Origin of the sequence: Herbaspirillum frisingense (genome assembly GCF_047325095.1) — a bacterium.
Taxonomy (GTDB): domain Bacteria; phylum Pseudomonadota; class Gammaproteobacteria; order Burkholderiales; family Burkholderiaceae_D; genus Herbaspirillum; species Herbaspirillum frisingense.
The window spans coordinates 1,003,414-1,021,168 of the sequence record NZ_CP168558.1; the positions used below are offsets into that span (position 1 = coordinate 1,003,414).

Genomic DNA, 17,755 nt, shown 5'->3' on the forward strand with positions numbered 1-17,755 from the left:
GCTCCTGCGATGCCAGCCTGGGCTGGCGATGACGTTCGGTATTGCCGTGGCCGCGCCCGGGTGGGGCGCGGCCAGCGGTGCTAGCCGAGGAACAGCTTGTACAGCGGGTTCCTGGTTTCGTCCCAGTGACGATAGCCCAGTTGCGCCAGGAAGGCGCGGAACTCCTTCATCTCCTTCTTGGGTACCTGCAAGCCGATCAGGATGCGGCCGACATCGCCACCCTGGTTGCGGTAGTGGAACAGGCTGATGTTCCAGCCCGGGTTCATGCTGGAGAGGAATTTCATCAGCGCGCCCGGGCGCTCCGGGAATTCGAAGCGATACAGCAATTCATCGCTGGCAAGTTCACTTTTGCCGCCCACCAGGTGACGGATGTGGACCTTGGCCAGTTCATCGTGGGTCAGGTCCAGCACGCCGAAGCCGGCCTTCTCGAAGTTGCGGGCGATCTTGCCGGCCTCGTCGGCGGCCGAGACCTGGATGCCGACGAAGACGTGCGCCGCCTTGTCATCGCTGATGCGGTAGTTGAACTCGGTCACGTTGCGCGGGCCGACAGTCTCGCAAAAGCGGCGGAAGCTGCCGCGCTCTTCCGGGATGGTGACGGCAAAGACGGCTTCGCGGGCCTCGCCGGCATCGGCCATCTCGGCCACGAAGCGCAGGCGGTCGAAGTTCATGTTGGCGCCGCAGGCGATGGTGATGAGCGACTCGCCCTTGATCGGCTTCTTGCTGGCACGCGCGCGCTCCACGTAGGCCTTGGCGCCGGCCACGGCCAGTGCACCGGCCGGCTCCACGATGCTGCGCGTGTCCTGGAAGATGTCCTTGATGGCGGTACAGACGGCATCGGTATCGACGATGATGATCTCGTCCACCAGTTCCTTGGCGATGCGGAAGGTTTCTTCACCGACCAGCTTGACGGCCGTACCGTCCGAGAACAGGCCCACGTCCGGCAGGGCCACGCGGCGACCGGCCTTGAGGCTGCGGGCCATGGCGTCGGAGTCGGTGGTCTGTACGCCGATGATCTTGATGTCCGGGCGCACTGCCTTGACGTAGGAGGCCACACCGGCGATCAGCCCGCCACCGCCGATGGCCACAAAGATGGCGTGGATCGGGTCCGGGTGCTGGCGCAGGATTTCCATGCCCACCGTCCCCTGGCCGGCGATCACATACGGATCGTCGAAGGGATGCACGAAGGTCAGCTTCTGCTTCTTTTCCAGCGTCAGCGCGTGTTCATAGGCGTCCGTGAAGGAGTCGCCGAAGAGCACCACTTCGCCGCCCCGCGCCTTGACGGCGTCGATCTTGACCTGCGGGGTGGTGGTGGGCATCACGATCACGGCGCGGAAGCCCAGGCGGGCGGCCGACAGCGCCACGCCCTGGGCGTGGTTGCCGGCGGAGGCGCAGATGACGCCGCGCTTGAGTTGCGCCGGCGTCAGGTGGGCCATCTTGTTGTAGGCGCCGCGCAGCTTGAAGCTGAACACGCTCTGCATGTCTTCGCGCTTGAAGTAAATTCGATTATCAATCCTTTGCGACAGCGTGTTCGCCAGTTCCAGCGGGGTTTCTTGGGCGACGTCATAGACGCGGGCAGTCAGGATTTTTTTCAGATAATCGTTACTCATGTCGGTCTTCAGTGAAGTGAGGTCAGGCGAGCAGCAGCGGGTTCAGGCGCGGTCATATCGCAATCAGGCAAAGGGAAAAAGCGGCTCGGTAAGCCGGTCGGGATTCCTCTTGGGCGCGGAGAGCGGTAGCCGCTCCGGTCCAGGGGAACTGGACATTATAAAGGAGCCCACCGGCGCAGGGCAGGGCACTGGCAAGCCGGGGGACAAGTTCCGGATGGGGGTGAATCTTTCTTCAGTTCTTGAATTCAGCCCCGATGGCACCAGCTAGAATGCACGCTGCGCCATTCGACCGGGCTTGATGGATGGCAAGTTTCGCAACATATTCCCCCTGGCCGCGGCCAGCCTTCAATCTACCCTCCGCCTGCATGATCGAATCCGCCGTCCTCTGGCTGCTCAATATCCTCGCTATCCCCACGGTCGGCCTGACGTCGGTCTTCCTGATCAGCTTCATCTCCGCCACGCTGCTGCCGCTGGGCTCGGAACCGGCGGTGTTCGCCGTCATCAAGGCCAGTCCGGAGATGTTCTGGCCGGTGATCCTGGTGGCCACGCTGGGCAATACCCTGGGCGGCATCGTCGACTACTGGATGGGCTATGGCGCCAAGCAGGCCTTCGCCAAGGAGCGTTCCTCGCGCTGGTTCCACTGGCTGGAGAGGTTTGGCGCCAAGACCATGCTGCTGGCCTGGCTGCCCGGCATCGGCGACCCCATCTGTACCCTGGCCGGCTGGCTGCGCCTGCCGTTCTGGCCCTCGGTGGTGTACATGGCCATCGGCAAGTTCATCCGCTATGTACTGATGACCTGGCTGCTGTTGAATGTGCCGGACGGCTTCTGGCACAAGCTGGGGAGCTGGCTGGCGTGATCCGGGCCCTGGGTCGATAGGTCAGCGGTAGTGCAAATGGAAACGGCACCCGAAGGTGCCGTCTGGCTGGCCGGAGCAAGCGCTCACGCGGTCAACTCAGGCGCTCAAGGCAGGCAGCAGGCCTTCCACCACCCGAATGGCCAGGAAGGTGGCTGTCACGCCCAGTACCGCCAGGTGGCGTGTCTTGAGCTTCAGGTAAAGGCCGGTGTCACTGAAGGTTGTCGCGGTGTTCATTGTGTTCATGATCGCTTCCTCACGCCTTGCATTGGGCATAGTCGGCCAGGGTAATGGCCAGGTTTTCCAGGAATTCCGTCATCAGTGCTTGCAACATGGGAGCCGCCTCTCTGGTATTGGTTCAGGAATGTTCACCTGAGGTCTGAATGAAGTATAGATTTATTCAATTGATTTACTGAAATTGATTGTATTTATAAATTCAATTGAGCCTGGCTATTGCTTTTCCTCCGCCAGGCGCCCCTGCAAACGTCGTCCGGTCGCTCCCCAAAACCGGCCCATCCCGTCGCGAGTTTTGCCAATAGGCTAAAATGCTCCTCCGGCAGCAGATTGACCTCATACATAGATGAACGCCCCCGCACAGATCCAGGCCTTGCTTACAGACGCGCCGCACGGCGCCACGCCTCCGCGCTTGCGCGAAATCCCCTACAACTACACCTCCTTCTCAGATCGCGAGATCGTGATCCGGTTGTTGGGCGAAGCGTCCTGGTCCTTGCTGGACGAGCTGCGCGGCAAGCGCCAGACCGGTCGCTCGGCGCGCATGCTGTATGAAGTCCTGGGCGATATCTGGGTGGTCCGCCGCAATCCCTACCTGCAGGACGACCTGCTGGACAATCCCAAGCGCCGCGCCGCGCTGATCGAGGCGCTCAACCATCGCCTGAACGAAGTGGACAAGCGCCGCCTGGCCACCGATCTGGCCGAAGCCGGCGACGCCGAAGCCCAGCGCCGCAGCGCCAGCGTGGAAGCCCTGCTGAAGGCGGCCAAGAAGGCCATCGCCGACTTTGCCGAGGAATTCCGCCAGACCTATGATTTGCGCAAGCGCGCCAACAAGGTACTGGGTCGTTATACGGCCAAGGACAACATCAAGTTCGACGGTCTCTCGCGCGTCTCCCACGTCACCGACGCCACCGACTGGCGCGTCGAGTACCCCTTCGTGGTGCTGACCCCGGACACCGAAGACGAAATGGCCGGCCTGGTCAAGGCCTGTATCGAACTGGGCCTGACCATCATCCCGCGTGGCGGCGGCACCGGCTATACCGGCGGCGCCATTCCGCTGACGCCGCTGTCGGCCGTCATCAATACCGAAAAGCTGGAACAGCTGGGCGCGGTCGAGATGGAAATCCTGCCCGGCCTGGACAAGCCCTACGCCACCATCTACTCGGGTGCCGGCGTGGTCACCAAGCGCGTCTCGGATGCGGCTGAAAAGGCCGGTTTCGTCTTCGCGGTGGACCCGACCTCGGCTGAAGCTTCCTGCATCGGCGGCAATGTCGCCATGAATGCCGGCGGCAAGAAGGCAGTGCTGTGGGGTACCGCACTGGACAACCTGGCCAGCTGGCGCATGGTCGATCCGCAAGGGGACTGGCTGGAAGTGACCCGCCTGGACCACAACCTGGGCAAGATCCACGACGTCGAAGTGGCGCGCTTCAAGCTGGAATGGTCGCACCCCGGCGAAAAGGGCCAGAAGACCGAAGTCTTCAAGACCGAGATCCTGGAAATCTCCGGCAAGAAATTCCGCAAGGAAGGCCTGGGCAAGGACGTCACCGACAAGTTCCTCTCGGGCCTGCCCGGCGTGCAGAAGGAAGGTTGCGACGGCCTGATCACCTCGGCCCGCTGGATCCTGCACAAGATGCCCAAGCAGACCCGCACGGTCTGCCTGGAGTTCTTCGGCCAGGCGCGCGATGCGATTCCCTCGATCGTCGAGATCAAGGATTACCTCGACGCCGAGACCAGGAAGGGCGGCGCCATCCTGGCCGGCCTGGAACACCTGGACGAGCGCTACCTGCGCGCGGTGGGCTATGCCACCAAGTCCAAGCGCGGCGTGCTGCCCAAGATGGTACTGATCGGCGACATCGTCGGTGACGACGAAAACGCCGTGGCCGCAGCGGCTTCGGAAGTGATCCGCATGGCCAACAACCGCGTGGGTGAGGGCTTTGTCGCCGTCAGCCCGGAAGCGCGCAAGAAATTCTGGCTGGACCGTTCGCGCACCGCCGCCATCGCCAAGCACACCAACGCCTTCAAGATCAACGAAGACGTGGTGATCCCGCTGAACCGCATGGGCGAATACACCGACGGCATCGAGCGCATCAACATCGAACTGTCGATCAAGAACAAGCTGCAACTGCTGGCCGAACTGGACAGCTTCTTCGTCAAGGGCAACCTGCCGCTGGGCAAGAGCGATGACGCCGAGGGTGATGACATCCCCGCCGCCGAAATGCTGGAAGACCGGGTCCACCAGGCTGAAACCCTGCTGGAGCAGACCCACGCACGCTGGTCCTATCTGCTGGCCAACCTGGACAAGCCGCTGACCGAGGCCAAGGCCGAACTGGCCGCACTGGGCCTGGAGAAGATGCTGCCGGTCTTTGAGCAACGCCTGCTCGACCAGCCCGGAGCCGCCGTCTTCCACGTCGTGCAGGACCGCACCGTGCGCATCTCCTGGAAGCAGGAAGTGCGCGCGCAGCTGCGCCAGATCTTCTCGGGTGCAGCCTTCAAGCTGATCCTGGAAGAATGCCAGGCCATCCACAAGCGCGTGCTGCGTGGCCGGGTCTTCGTGGCGCTGCACATGCACGCGGGCGATGGCAACGTGCACACCAACATCCCGGTCAATTCCGACCACTACGAAATGCTGCAGGATGCCCACGTCGCCGTGGCCCGCATCATGAAGCTGGCGCGTTCGCTGGATGGCGTCATCTCGGGTGAGCACGGCATCGGCATCACCAAGCTGGAATTCCTGACCGAGGACGAGATCGGCGAATTCCGCGACTACAAGAAGCGCGTGGACCCGGAAGGTCGCTTCAACAAGGGCAAGCTGCTGGACCTGCCCGGCATGGAAGCCGACCTGCGCAATGCCTATACGCCGTCCTTCGGCCTGATGGGGCATGAATCGCTGATCATGCAGCAGAGCGATATCGGCGCCATTGCCAGCAGCGTCAAGGACTGCCTGCGCTGTGGCAAGTGCAAGCCGGTCTGCTCGACCCACGTACCGCGTGCCAACCTGCTGTACTCGCCGCGCAACAAGATCCTGGCGACCTCGCTGCTGGTGGAAGCCTTCCTCTATGAAGAGCAGACCCGTCGCGGTGTCTCCATCAAGCATTGGGAAGAGTTCGAGGACGTGGCCGACCACTGCACGGTCTGCCACAAGTGCGTCACGCCTTGCCCGGTCGATATCGACTTCGGCGATGTCTCGATGAACATGCGCAACCTGCTGCGCAAGATGGGCAAGAAGTCCTTCAATGCCGGCACCAATGCGGCCATGTTCTTCCTGAACGCCACCGACCCGGCCACCATCAACGCCACCCGCAAGGTGATGACGCAGTGGGGCTTCAAGGCGCAGCGCCTGGGCAATGACCTGTTGAAGAAGCTGGCCAAGAAGCAGACCCAGAAACCTGCAGCCACGGTCGGCAAGGCGCCGATCAAGGAGCAGGTGATCCACTTCATCAACAAGAAGATGCCGGGCAACCTGCCCAAGAAGACCGCGCGTGCCTTGCTGGATATCGAGGACGACAAGATCGTCCCCATCATCCGCAATCCCAAGACCACCACGGCCGATACCGAGGCGGTGTTCTACTTCCCCGGCTGCGGCTCGGAGCGCCTGTTCTCGCAGGTCGGCCTGGCCACTCAGGCGATGCTGTGGAACGTGGGCGTGCAGACGGTGCTGCCGCCGGGTTACCTGTGCTGCGGTTACCCGCAACGCGGCACCGGCGACTTCGCCAAGGGCGAGAAGATCATCACCGACAACCGCGTGCTGTTCCATCGCATGGCCAATACGCTGAACTACCTCGACATCAAGACCGTCGTGGTCTCCTGCGGTACCTGCTACGACCAGTTGCAGGGCTATGAATTCGAGAAGATATTCCCCGGTTGCCGCATCATCGACATCCACGAATACCTGCTGGAAAAGGGCGTCAAGCTGGAAGGCGTGACCGGTACCCGCTACATGTACCACGATCCCTGCCACACCCCGATGAAGCTGCAGGACCCGCTGAAGACGGTCAACTCGCTTATCACCACGGTGGATGCGCAGAAGATCGAGAAGAACGACCGCTGCTGCGGCGAGTCGGGTACCTTCGGCGTGTCGCGTCCGGATGTCTCGACCCAGGTCCGCTTCCGCAAGGAAGAGGAAATGAAGAAGGGCAGCGACAAGGTGCGCGCCGACGGTTTCACCGGCGACGTCAAGATCCTGACCTCCTGCCCGTCCTGCTTCCAGGGCCTGTCGCGCTACAACGAGGATGCCGGCACCACTGCCGACTACATCGTGGTCGAGATGGCGCGTCACCTGCTGGGCGAGAACTGGATGCCCGAATACGTCGAGCGCGCCAACAATGGCGGCATCGAACGCATCCTGGTGTAAGCACGGGAGCCCATGATGAGCCAGACCCCTGCATGCGAACTGTGCGCCGGTGACGGCGGCGAAGTGCTGTGGCGCCATCCGGAGTTCCGGGTGGTGCTGGTCGATGAGCCGAATTACCCCGGCTTTTGCCGCGTGATCTGCAACACCCACGTCAAGGAAATGACCGACCTGGCACCGGCCCAGCGCACGCGCATGGCCAACGCCGTCTGGGCGGTGGAAGCGGCGCAGCGCGAAGTCATGCAACCCGAGAAGGTCAACCTGGCCACGCTGGGCAACATGACCCCGCACGTGCACTGGCATGTGATCCCGCGCTTCCTCGATGATCGTCATTTCCCCAGTCCGGTATGGGCCGAGCCACGCCGGCCGGCCGATGCCGCCAGCCTCGCCGCGCGTCGCGCCTTGCTGCCGCAACTGCGCGAAGCCGTGCGCCGGCAGCTGGATGCGGCGGGTTTGACGGCCTGATTGCGCTGGCCTTGTCGCACCGGGCGTGATCCATCGCGTCCGGGTGCGGCCGATGTCACCGATGTCGCGGATGGGGGATGCTGCAAGCTTGCCAGCGTCATTTCTCCTCTCACCGATTTCACACATTTCACACATTTCACAAGGGATAGCCCATGAGCGCCCAGACTTCTCCGGTTCCGGTGTCCTTCAAGGTACGCAAGCTCTCGCGCGTGGTGGAGGTCGAGTTCGATGATGGCGTGATGTTTTCGCTGCCCTTCGAGCTCATGCGCGTGTATTCCCCCTCGGCCGAAGTACGCGGCCATGGTCCCGGCCAGGAAGTGCTGCAGACCGGCAAGCGCGAGGTCGAGATCAACGGCATCGAACCGGTCGGCAACTACGGGGTCAAACCGCTGTTCTCGGACGGCCATGCCAGCGGTATCTTCACCTGGGACTATCTCTACCAGCTCGGCCGTGACCAGTCCGCGATGTGGGAAACCTATCTGCAGAAACTGGAAGCGGCGGGCTTCACCCGCGAGAGCGGGCGCGACCATCAGGCCGAGGCTGCAGGTGGTCACGGCTGCGGCCACTCGCACTGAACACTGCAAGGCCATGCTGATCGAGGGCAAACCGCAGCGTGGCCGGTCTCTTATAATGTCGTCTTCAACGTTACAGGCCTAGCCATGACCAACACCACCCATTTCGGTTACGAAACCGTCAAAGAAGAAGAGAAGGTCCGCAAGGTCGCGGAAGTGTTCCACTCCGTCGCCGCCAAGTACGACGTGATGAACGACTTCATGTCGGCTGGCCTGCATCGCATCTGGAAAGCTTTCACCATCGCCCAGGCGGGTATTCGCCCCGGCTTCAAGGTACTTGATATTGCCGGTGGCACCGGTGACCTGTCCAAGGCCTTCGCCAGGCAGGCCGGTCCCAGCGGCGAAGTCTGGCTGACCGACATCAACGAATCCATGCTGCGCGTGGGCCGCGACCGCCTGCTCGACAAGGGCATCGTCACCCCCACCATGCTGTGCGACGCCGAGAAGCTGCCCTTCCCGGACAACTATTTCGACCGCGTCTCGGTGGCCTTCGGCCTGCGCAACATGACCCACAAGGATGCCGCCCTGGCCGAGATGCGCCGTGTGCTGAAACCCGGTGGCAAGCTGCTGGTGCTGGAATTCTCCAAGGTCTGGGAGCCGCTGAAGAAGCCCTACGACGTGTACTCCTTCTCGGTCCTGCCGTGGCTGGGCAAGAAGGTCGCCAACGACGCCGACAGCTATCGCTACCTGGCCGAATCGATCCGCATGCATCCCGACCAGGAAACCCTGAAGCAGATGATGGAACAGGTCGGTCTGGAGCGCGTGCAGTATTTCAACCTGACCGCCGGCGTGGCCGCGCTGCATACCGGCATCAAGATGTAAGCCAGGCGGGCAGCGGCTGACCTGGCGTGGCCCGGCATTAAGGCTGGCTTAATTTTGCCGGGTGACAATGGCCCTGTCGGATCGCCAATCTGCTTTGCGCTCCGGCATCCCGCACTGACGGCAACGTCCACAAGAGGTAAGCCATGAAAAAATTCCTGCTCGCACTGCTGCTGGCGATGACTTCGCTAGCCCTGCTCACGTCACCGGCCGAGGCCAAGCGCCTGGGCGGCGGTGGTTCCTTCGGCAAGCAATCGTCCAATTATTCGCGCCAGGCGGCACCGTCTTCGCCGTCCTACAGTCAGCCTGCCGCCACCCCTTATCGGCCCGCGACGCCAGCTGCTACGCCGCAAAGCGCCCCCCTGCCCAAGCCTGCCAGCCCCTGGCGCAACGTGCTGGGCGGCGCCTTGCTGGGCTTCGGCCTTGGCGCGCTGATGTCGCACTTCGGCATCGGCGGTGCGCTGGGTGGCATGCTGGGTTCTCTGTTGACCATCGCCTTGCTGTGCGCGGCGGTGATCTTCCTGATCCGCATGTTTGCCCGTGGTCGCGAGGCGCAGAACAGCAATCCGGCCTATGCCACGCCGATGCCGGGCGTGAGCCCCATCGGCAGCGCCGCCGGTGCGACACCAGAAATCGGCTCCGGCCTGCGTGACATCAACCCGCCGCCAGCTTTCCCAGGCAGTTCCCCGGCTGCGCTGCAAGGCAGCGGCCATGGTGGCTACGGTGGCACTGGTCAACCCGCGCAGATCCAGCACTGGGGCATCCCTGCGGGCTTCGACACTGCCGGTTTCGTACGCAATGCCAAGACCTACTTCATCCGCTTGCAAGCCGCCTGGGATCGCGCCGATGCCAATGACATCCGTGAATTCACCACGCCCGAAATGTTCGCCGAACTGCGCATGCAGCTCACCGAACGCGGTGCCGCGCCCAATGCCACCGATGTCGTGCAGCTGGATGCAGAACTGCTGGGCATCGAGACCATGGCCTTCGATTACCTCGCCACCGTGCGCTTCCAGGGGCTGATCAAGGAAGCTCCGGACGCCTCGGCCGAGCCCTTCGCCGAGATCTGGAACCTGTCCAAGCCGCTCAACGGCAGCGGCGGCTGGGTGCTGGCCGGTATCCAGCAGGTGTAGCCGGGCCGGGCGGCGCTGGATCAAGGAACACGCGGCGCGTGAGCCTTGCCGGCGCGCCAAGCTGTTACACTTGAGACCGCCCGCTTGATCGGGCGGTTTTGTTTTTGCGGAGCTGAATATTGGTGAATTCTTCGCCGCTTCCGCGTTCTTATTGCTGTCCCCGGCTCAACCCGTCTCTGGAACCCATGTCCGTGCTGCCCGACCCGTCCACCCTGGCCCTCGACCCGATGAAACCCGCTGCGGCGGTGATCAACCATCTGCTGGCGCAGGAGCCGTGGGCGCGCAATACCCTCATCACCCATGCCGGCAAGGTCGCCTGCATCGATACCGGCGTCATGCAGTTGCGCCTGAAGGTGGCCGGTGACGGCTACCTGCAGGATGTCTCCGCCGACGCGCCGGCCAATGTCACCATCCGCCTGAAACTGTCGGACCTGCCGCTGATCGCCGCCAACCGCGAACGCGCCGTGTCCTACGTCAAGCTGGAGGGCGATGCCGATTTTGCCAATGCCATTTCGCAACTGAGCCAGAAGTTGCGCTGGGATGCCGAGGATGACCTGTCACGCGTGGTGGGCGATGTCGCCGCCACCCGCATCGTCTCCGGCGCGCGCGGCCTGTTCGAGGCTGCCCGCACCACCCAGCGCAAGCTGACCGAAAACCTGGCCGAGTATTTCCTGGAAGAACAACCGATGCTGATCCGCCCCCGCCAGCTGCAGGATTTTTCTGCCGACGTCGTGCGCCTGCGCGATGACCTGGAACGTCTGTCCAAGCGCATCGAGAAACTGGAGCGTCGCTAAATGCTGCTGCGTTCCATGCGTCTGCTCAAGATCATCCGCGTCGCCATCCTCTATGGCCTGGATGAAATCATCGCCTCCGAATTCGCCCCGCCGCGCTTCGCCCGCATCGTCAACCGCATCTTCTTCTGGCGCAACCTGTCCGCGCCACGCGGCGAGCGCTTGCGTCGCGCGCTGGAAGACCTGGGTCCCATCTTCATCAAGTTCGGCCAGGTGCTGTCCACCCGGCGCGACCTGATGCCGCCCGACATCGCCAACGAGCTCACGCTGCTGCAGGACCGCGTGCCGCCGTTCGAATCCGAACTTGCCGTCAGGCAGATCGAGAAATCGCTGGGCGCCCATCCCGACCAACTCTTCGCCAGCTTCGAACGCACCCCGGTGGCTTCGGCCTCGATTGCCCAGGTCCACTTTGCCACCCTGAAGGATGGCAAGGAAGTCGCGGTCAAGGTGCTGCGCCCCGGCATGCGCGACATCATCGACCACGACATCGGCCTCATGCACGTGGCCGCCGACTGGCTGGAGCGTCTGTGGGCGGATGGCCGCCGCCTCAAGGCCAAGGAAGTCGTGGGCGAGTTCGACAAGTACCTGCACGACGAACTGGACCTGATGCGCGAAGCCGCCAACGCCAGCCAGCTGCGCCGCAACTTCGCCGAATCCACGCTGCTGATGGTGCCGGAGATGTACTGGGATTACTGCTCGCCCTCGGTGATCGTGATGGAGCGCATGCATGGCATCCCCATCTCGCAGACCGAGCGCCTGCGTGCGGAAGGGGTGGACCTGTCCAAGCTGTCGCGGGACGGCGTGGAGATCTTCTTCACCCAGGTGTTCCGCGATGGCTTCTTCCATGCCGACATGCACCCCGGCAATATCCTGGTCTCGGTGGCGCCGGAGACCTTCGGTCGCTACATCGCACTGGACTTCGGCATCGTCGGCACGCTCAACGATTTCGACAAGGATTACCTGTCGCAGAATTTCCTGGCCTTCTTCCGTCGCGACTACAAGCGCGTGGCCGAGGCCCACATCGAATCCGGCTGGGCGCCCAAGGATACCCGCGTCGATGAACTGGAAGCGGCCGTGCGCGCCTGCTGCGAGCCCATCTTCGATCGTCCGCTGAAGGACATTTCCTTCGGCCAGGTGCTGCTGCGCCTGTTCCAGACCTCGCGCCGTTTCAATGTCGAGGTGCAGCCGCAACTGGTGCTGCTGCAGAAGACCCTGCTCAACGTCGAAGGCCTGGGCCGCCAGCTCGATCCCGACCTGGACTTGTGGAAGACTGCCAAGCCTTATCTGGAACGCTGGATGAGCGAGCAGATCGGCTGGCGTGGTTTCGTCGAGCAATTGAAGGTCGAGGTGCCGCGCTACAGCCGTCTGCTGCCCGAGCTGCCGCGTCTGGCACATCAGGCGTTGACCCGCTACACCAACGGCGAAGGCCAGCCGCAGAATACCGAACTGATGCGCAAGCTCCTGGCCGAGCAGCGTCGCACCAACATGTTGCTCGGGGTGATCGTCTATTTTGGCGGCGGGCTGATCGGCGGCATCATCGTGATCCAGGTACTGATGCATGTGCTGAGGTTCTATTGATGCAGGGCCGGTTTTGTAAATGATATAAATAATTTCGAAAAGAAGCGCCGGCACATGCCGGCGTTTCGCATGTCGGACCAGCAGACAGGGATAGAGGACGTGGGAACCAACGACAACAGCTTGCCGGACGCGCGCGTGCGCATGTTGCCCTACATCGTGGCGGCGACCTTCTTCATGGAGTACCTGGACACCACCATCATCGCCACGGCCTTGCCGCAGATGGCTCAGTCCTTCGGTGTCGGTCCCAACGAACTGAGCCTGGGCATGACCGCCTATATGCTCACGCTGGCGGTGTTCATTCCCATCAGTGGATGGGTGGCGGACCGCTTCGGGTCGCGTACCGTGTTCGGCATGGCCATCGTCATCTTCACCCTGGCGTCCATCCTGTGCGGGTATTCGGAGAATGTCTGGCAATTCACGGCGGCGCGGGTCTTGCAGGGATTGGGCGGGGCCATGATGGTGCCGGTCGGACGCATGATCGTGGTACGCAGCACCGGCAAGGAGCGGTTGATGAAGGCCATCGCCACCATCACCTGGCCGGCCATCGTGGCGCCGGTGGTGGGGCCATCCATCGGTGGCTTTATCACCACCTATGCCTCGTGGCACTGGATCTTCCTGATGAATGTGCCGTTCGGTATCGCCGCTTTCATCGCGGTGATGACGGTGGTGCGCAACGAGCATGGCCACAGCCGGCGGCCGCTGGACCTGATTGGCTTCCTGCTCTCGGGCGCGGCGCTGACCTCGCTGCTGTATGGCACCGAGATCGCCAGCCACATGGAATCCAACATCAAGGTGGCGCTGGGCTTCGTGGCCCTGGGGGTGGTGCTGGGCGGGTGCGCCTGGTGGCATATGCAGCGCATCGAACATCCGCTGCTGGACTTTTCCAATCTGCGCATTCCGACCTATTCGGTGACCGTGCTGACCGGTTCGCTCACGCGCATCGGTGTGGATGCGGTGCCTTACCTGATGCCCCTGATGTTCCAGATCGGTTTCGGCCTCACGGCGTTCCAGTCGGGGCTGTTGCTGCTGGCGACCGCCTTGGGCAACCTGGGCATGAAGGCATTCACCACGCGCATCCTGCAGCGTTTTGGTTTCCGCAGCGTGGCGCTGAACAATGCGGCCATCGCCGGTTGTCTCATCATTGCCTGCGGCCTGCTCACGCCGGGCACGCCCTTGCCGGTGATCCTGGGGGTGATCTTCTGTTACGGCCTGTCGCGCTCGATGCAGTTTTCCACGCTCGCCACGCTGGCCTATGCCGACATCAGCGATGCCCGCAAATCCTCCGCCAGCACGCTCTGGAGCGTGGCGCAGCAGATGACCATCGGCATGGGCATCGCCTTTGGCGCGCTGGCCTTGCGCGTGGCGGCCTATCTGCGCGGGGAAGAGGTGGACGCCAGCGGCGCCCACTTTACGCTGGGCGACTTCCAGTGGGCCTTCGCAATGGCCGGCCTGGTGACGCTGGTCTCGGTGATCGGCTACCGTGGTCTGTCGCACGATGCCGGCAGCAATATTGGCGGCGGCATGCGCGCCACCCGGCAGGGCAAGGCGTGAGGGCGATCTTCAGCCCAGTGCGTTGAAGCGCTGCGCCAGCCGCTGCTGGCGGAAATGTTCCACCACGAAATCGACGAAGACCCGGGTCTTGGCCGGCAACAGCCGTGCCGCCGTGAAATACAGCGACAGCATGCCGGTATCGACGTACCAGTCCGGCAATACCCGCACCAGGGTGCCGCGATCCAGGTAGATCAGGGCATGCGGCATCGAGACCAGGGTGATGCCCAGTCCGGCCTCGGCCACCTCGCAGGCGGCGTTGGCGTCGCTCATGGTCATCCGTTGTTGCAAGGTCACCGGCGCCTGTTGGCCATGGCGGTCGCGCAGCGAGAACGGGCGGATGCGCCCGGTCTGCGGCGAGCGGATCAGCACGCCGGCATGGTCGGCCAGATCGGCCGGCGAGCGTAGTGCCGGGTGCGCCTCCAGATAGGCCGGTGAGGCCAGCAATACCCGATGCGCCGGCGCCAGTTCACGCGCCACCACCCCGGGGGAGAGTTCGGTACCGCCGGCAATGGCGGCATCGAATCCTTCCGTGATCAGATCCACCGGGCGATTCTCGAAATGCCAGTCCGGCTGGATGCCCGGATAGCGGCCCAGGAATTCCCCCAGCAAGGGCAGGATGTACTGGCGCCCGAACCCCGTTCCCATGCTGACCTTGAGCGTGCCCGCCGGCTGCCCGCCGGCGCTGGCCAGGTTGGCCACGGCGCTGCGGATGGCCTGCAGGCCGCCGGCCACCTCCTGCAGGAAGCGTTCGCCCGCCTCGGTCAGCGACAGCTTGCGGGTGCTGCGGTGGAACAGGCGCACCCCCAATGAAGATTCCAGCCTGGCCACGTTCTTGCCGACCGCGGCCGAGGTCAGGCCTAGCTGGCGCGCCGCCGCCGAAAAGCTGCCGGCATTGGCCGCAGCGACGAAGCATTCGATGCTGGTCATGGTTTCCATGGGCTGATTCTAAACCATTGGTTTAAAAAGAAGATAGTGATTGCCGGCTAGTCGCAACATAATCAAACGCCGATACTTGCTTCAACCCAGACGCAAACAGAAACGCGCCAACGGGTTCAACCCTACGCAATCACTTACGCATCTATCCAAGGAGCAAGATCATGACCAAGCAAATCACCACCACTTCCCACAACACCCTGGTGTCCAAGGTTGCCTTCGTCCAGGGCGGTTCGCGCGGCATCGGCGCAGCCATCGTGCAGCGTCTGGCCGCCGAAGGCGCTACCGTGGCCTTCACCTACGTCAGCTCGCCGGACAAGGCGCAAGCCCTGGTCAGCAGCGTGGAAGCCGCCGGTGGCCGTGCCCTGGCCATCCAGGCCGACAGCTCGGACGCGACCGCCCTGCAGCAAGCCATTCGCCTGGCTGCAGAAACCTTCGGTCGTCTCGATATCCTGGTGAACAATGCCGGTGTGCTGGCTATGGGCCCGATCGATGAATTCAAGCTGGAAGATCTGGACCGCACCCTCGCCGTGAACGTGCGCAGCGTCTTCGTCGCCACCCAGGAAGCCGCCCGCTACATGGGCGACGGCGGTCGCGTCATCAGCATCGGCAGCACCAACGCCGAACGCATCCCCTTCGCCGGCGGCGCCGTGTATGCGATGAGCAAGTCGGCCCTGGTGGGATTGACCAAGGGCCTGGCACGCGACCTGGGTCCGCGTGGCATCACCGTCAACAACGTGCAGCCAGGTCCGGTCGATACCGACATGAACCCGGCCAGCGGTGACTTCGCTGCCGCTCTGACCGGCCTGATGGCCCTGCCGCGCTACGGCAAGGCCGAGGAAATCGCCAGCTTCGTGGCCTATCTCGCCGGTCCGGAATCGGGTTACATCACCGGTGCGAACCTGACCATCGACGGCGGTTTCGCAGCCTGATCCGGCTCTCGCTCGGGAGCAAAAAAAAACCTCGCACCGGTTTGCACCGGGCGAGGTTTTTTGCTGCACGCGAAGATCAGTTCAGGCGAACAGTCGTGCCAGCTCGACGCCCGGTTCCGGCGCCCGCATGAAGGCTTCGCCGACCAGGAAGGCGTGGACGTCGGCGTCGCGCATGCGCTTGACGTCGTCCGGGGTCGCGATGGCCGACTCGGTGACTACCAGTTTCTCCGGCGGGATGCGCGGCAGCAGGCCCAGCGTAGTGTCCAGCGTGGTCTCGAAGGTACGCAGGTTGCGGTTGTTGATGCCCAGCAGGCGGGTCTTGAGCTTGAGTGCCGCATCCAGTTCGGCGCGGTCGTGCACTTCCACCAGCACGCTCATGCCCAGTTCGTGGGCGCAGGCTTCCATGTCGGCCATCAGGCCGTGGTCCAGGGCGGCCACGATCAGCAGGATGGCATCGGCGCCCCAGGAGCGGGCCTGGTAGATCTGATAGTGATCGACCATGAAATCCTTGCGCAGGACCGGCAGCGCACAGGCTGCGCGGGCCTGCTTGAGATAGTCGGGTGAACCCTGGAAGAACTGCTCGTCGGTCAAGACCGACAGGCAGGCCGCACCGTGGGTGGCGTAGCTGACGGCGATCTCGGCAGGCTTGAAGTCGGGGCGGATCACGCCCTTGGAGGGAGAGGCCTTCTTGACCTCGGCAATCACGCCGGCCTGGCCGTTGGCGATCTTGTCGCGCAGGCTGGCTTCGAAGTTGCGCAGTTCGGAGCGCAGTTCGCTGTCGGTTTCGACGTCGCGGCGCAGGCTGGCCAGGTCGCGCTGCTTTTGCGCGATGCGGATTTCCTCGGCCTTGACGTCGAGGATCTTGTTGAGGATGTCGGACATGGGCTTCCTTGTCGGATTAGTGTTTGCCGCCAAGCTGGCGCGTGACTTGCACGAACTGGTCCAGCTTGGCGCGGGCGGCGCCGGAGGCGATGGTGGCGCGCGCGGTGGCCAGGCCATCGGCAATCGAGGGGGCCACGCCGGCTGCATACAGGGCGGTGGCGGCATTGATCAATACGATGTCGTGCACCGGACCGGGTTCCCCGCGCAGGGCTTCGAAGATCTTCTCCTTGGACTCGTTCGAGTTTGCCACCTGCAGGTTGCGGCTGGCGAACATGGACAGACCGTAGTCTTCCGGGTGGATTTCATATTCGCGGATCTCGCCATTGACCAGCTCGCCCACCATGGTCGCGCCGCCCAGGGTGACTTCGTCCAGGTTGTCGCGACCCCAGACCACGATGGCGTGTTGCGCGCCCAGGCGTTGCAGTACGCGTACCTGGATGCCGACCAGGTCGGCATGGAACACGCCCATCAGGATATTTGGAGCGCCGGCCGGATTGGTCAGCGGGCCGAGGATATTGAAGATGGTGCGCACGCCCAGCTCCTTGCGCACCGGGGCGGCGTGCTTCATGGCGGCGTGGTGGTTGGGGGCGAACATGAAGCCGATGCCGCTCTGGGCGATCGATTGCGCCACCTGTTCCGGTTGCAGGTTGATGTCCGCGCCCAGGGCTTCGAGCACGTCGGCGCTGCCCGAGGAGGAGGACACGCTACGCCCGCCGTGCTTGGCCACGCGTGCACCGGCGGCCGCCGCCACGAACATGGAGGCCGTGGAGATGTTGAAGGTATGTGCGCCGTCGCCACCGGTGCCGACGATGTCCAGCAGGCCGGTGGTGTCGGCCATCGGCACCTTGGTGGCGAATTCGCGCATGACCTGCGCGGCGGCGGCGATCTCGCCGATGCTTTCCTTCTTTACGCGCAGGCCCATGGTGAGTGCGGCGATCATGACCGGCGACATCTCGCCGCCCATGATCTGGCGGAACAGGGTCAGCATTTCGTCGTGGAAGATTTCGCGGTGTTCGATACAGCGCAACAGCGCTTCTTGCGGGGTGATAGGCATGTCTG

The 17,755-nt window shown here is 63.5% G+C and carries 15 protein-coding genes; 10 read left to right on the forward strand and 5 right to left on the reverse strand.

What is annotated here, in order from left to right; genetic code table 11:
• Window positions 1-80: 80 nt before the first annotated feature.
• Window positions 81-1,619 carry a threonine ammonia-lyase, biosynthetic gene (ilvA, locus tag ACEOAC_RS04670; protein WP_413628903.1) on the reverse strand — a complete coding sequence of 513 codons (1,539 nt, stop codon included), beginning with the start codon at window positions 1,617-1,619 and terminating at the stop codon, window positions 81-83.
• Window positions 1,620-1,972: 353 nt separating this feature from the next.
• Between ilvA and ACEOAC_RS04675 the strand changes: the two genes are divergently transcribed.
• Complete coding sequence (locus tag ACEOAC_RS04675; RefSeq protein ID WP_006465114.1) at window positions 1,973-2,464, forward strand: YqaA family protein; 492 nt, start codon at window positions 1,973-1,975, stop codon at window positions 2,462-2,464.
• 96 nt (window positions 2,465-2,560) lie between these two features.
• On the opposite strand, the gene ACEOAC_RS04680 is transcribed toward ACEOAC_RS04675, so the two are convergent.
• Window positions 2,561-2,707 carry a hypothetical protein gene (locus ACEOAC_RS04680; RefSeq protein WP_166758461.1) on the reverse strand — a complete coding sequence of 49 codons (147 nt, stop codon included), beginning with the start codon at window positions 2,705-2,707 and terminating at the stop codon, window positions 2,561-2,563.
• 334 nt (window positions 2,708-3,041) lie between these two features.
• On the opposite strand from ACEOAC_RS04680, the gene ACEOAC_RS04685 reads away from it, so the two are divergent.
• The 8 genes from ACEOAC_RS04685 to ACEOAC_RS04720 all read left to right on the forward strand — a co-directional run bounded on the left by ACEOAC_RS04685 (window position 3,042) and on the right by ACEOAC_RS04720 (window position 13,949).
• A complete protein-coding gene (locus ACEOAC_RS04685; RefSeq protein ID WP_413444583.1) occupies window positions 3,042-7,043 on the forward strand; it encodes a DUF3683 domain-containing protein in 4,002 nt (1,333 codons plus the stop codon).
• Window positions 7,044-7,058: 15 nt separating this feature from the next.
• On the forward strand, window positions 7,059-7,505 hold the full coding sequence (locus tag ACEOAC_RS04690) for an HIT family protein (RefSeq protein ID WP_413628711.1): 447 nt from the start codon (window positions 7,059-7,061) through the stop codon (window positions 7,503-7,505).
• Window positions 7,506-7,657: 152 nt separating this feature from the next.
• On the forward strand, window positions 7,658-8,080 hold the full coding sequence (locus ACEOAC_RS04695; protein ID WP_006465111.1) for a gamma-butyrobetaine hydroxylase-like domain-containing protein: 423 nt from the start codon (window positions 7,658-7,660) through the stop codon (window positions 8,078-8,080).
• 84 nt (window positions 8,081-8,164) lie between these two features.
• Entirely contained in the window at window positions 8,165-8,899 is a 735-nt protein-coding gene (gene ubiE / locus ACEOAC_RS04700) for a bifunctional demethylmenaquinone methyltransferase/2-methoxy-6-polyprenyl-1,4-benzoquinol methylase UbiE (RefSeq protein WP_413444234.1), read from the forward strand.
• Between the two features lie 143 nt (window positions 8,900-9,042).
• Window positions 9,043-10,029: a Tim44 domain-containing protein gene (locus tag ACEOAC_RS04705; protein WP_413444235.1), complete on the forward strand. Its 987-nt coding sequence runs from the start codon at window positions 9,043-9,045 to the stop codon at window positions 10,027-10,029.
• Window positions 10,030-10,214: 185 nt separating this feature from the next.
• Window positions 10,215-10,823 carry an SCP2 domain-containing protein gene (locus ACEOAC_RS04710; protein ID WP_413444236.1) on the forward strand — a complete coding sequence of 203 codons (609 nt, stop codon included), beginning with the start codon at window positions 10,215-10,217 and terminating at the stop codon, window positions 10,821-10,823.
• Window positions 10,824-12,398, forward strand: coding sequence for a ubiquinone biosynthesis regulatory protein kinase UbiB (ubiB, locus tag ACEOAC_RS04715; RefSeq protein WP_413444237.1), 1,575 nt, complete (start codon window positions 10,824-10,826; stop codon window positions 12,396-12,398).
• 54 nt (window positions 12,399-12,452) lie between these two features.
• Entirely contained in the window at window positions 12,453-13,949 is a 1,497-nt protein-coding gene (locus ACEOAC_RS04720; protein WP_006465106.1) for an MFS transporter, read from the forward strand.
• Window positions 13,950-13,958: 9 nt separating this feature from the next.
• Here the strand turns inward: ACEOAC_RS04720 and ACEOAC_RS04725 are convergent, their stop codons facing one another.
• Complete coding sequence (locus ACEOAC_RS04725; RefSeq protein ID WP_182992993.1) at window positions 13,959-14,885, reverse strand: LysR family transcriptional regulator; 927 nt, start codon at window positions 14,883-14,885, stop codon at window positions 13,959-13,961.
• Window positions 14,886-15,046: 161 nt separating this feature from the next.
• On the opposite strand from ACEOAC_RS04725, the gene ACEOAC_RS04730 reads away from it, so the two are divergent.
• Complete coding sequence (locus ACEOAC_RS04730; protein WP_077235929.1) at window positions 15,047-15,814, forward strand: 3-oxoacyl-ACP reductase family protein; 768 nt, start codon at window positions 15,047-15,049, stop codon at window positions 15,812-15,814.
• 81 nt (window positions 15,815-15,895) lie between these two features.
• Here ACEOAC_RS04730 and trpC read toward each other — a convergent pair whose 3' ends face one another.
• Both trpC and trpD read right to left on the reverse strand, forming a co-directional pair.
• Window positions 15,896-16,696, reverse strand: a complete 801-nt coding sequence (trpC, locus tag ACEOAC_RS04735) for an indole-3-glycerol phosphate synthase TrpC (RefSeq protein WP_241813300.1) — start codon at window positions 16,694-16,696, stop codon at window positions 15,896-15,898.
• A 16-nt stretch (window positions 16,697-16,712) separates the two neighbouring features.
• Window positions 16,713-17,750 (reverse strand): anthranilate phosphoribosyltransferase, encoded by a 1,038-nt coding sequence (trpD, locus tag ACEOAC_RS04740; RefSeq protein ID WP_413444238.1) that lies wholly within the window; start codon window positions 17,748-17,750, stop codon window positions 16,713-16,715.
• Window positions 17,751-17,755 lie beyond the last annotated feature (5 nt).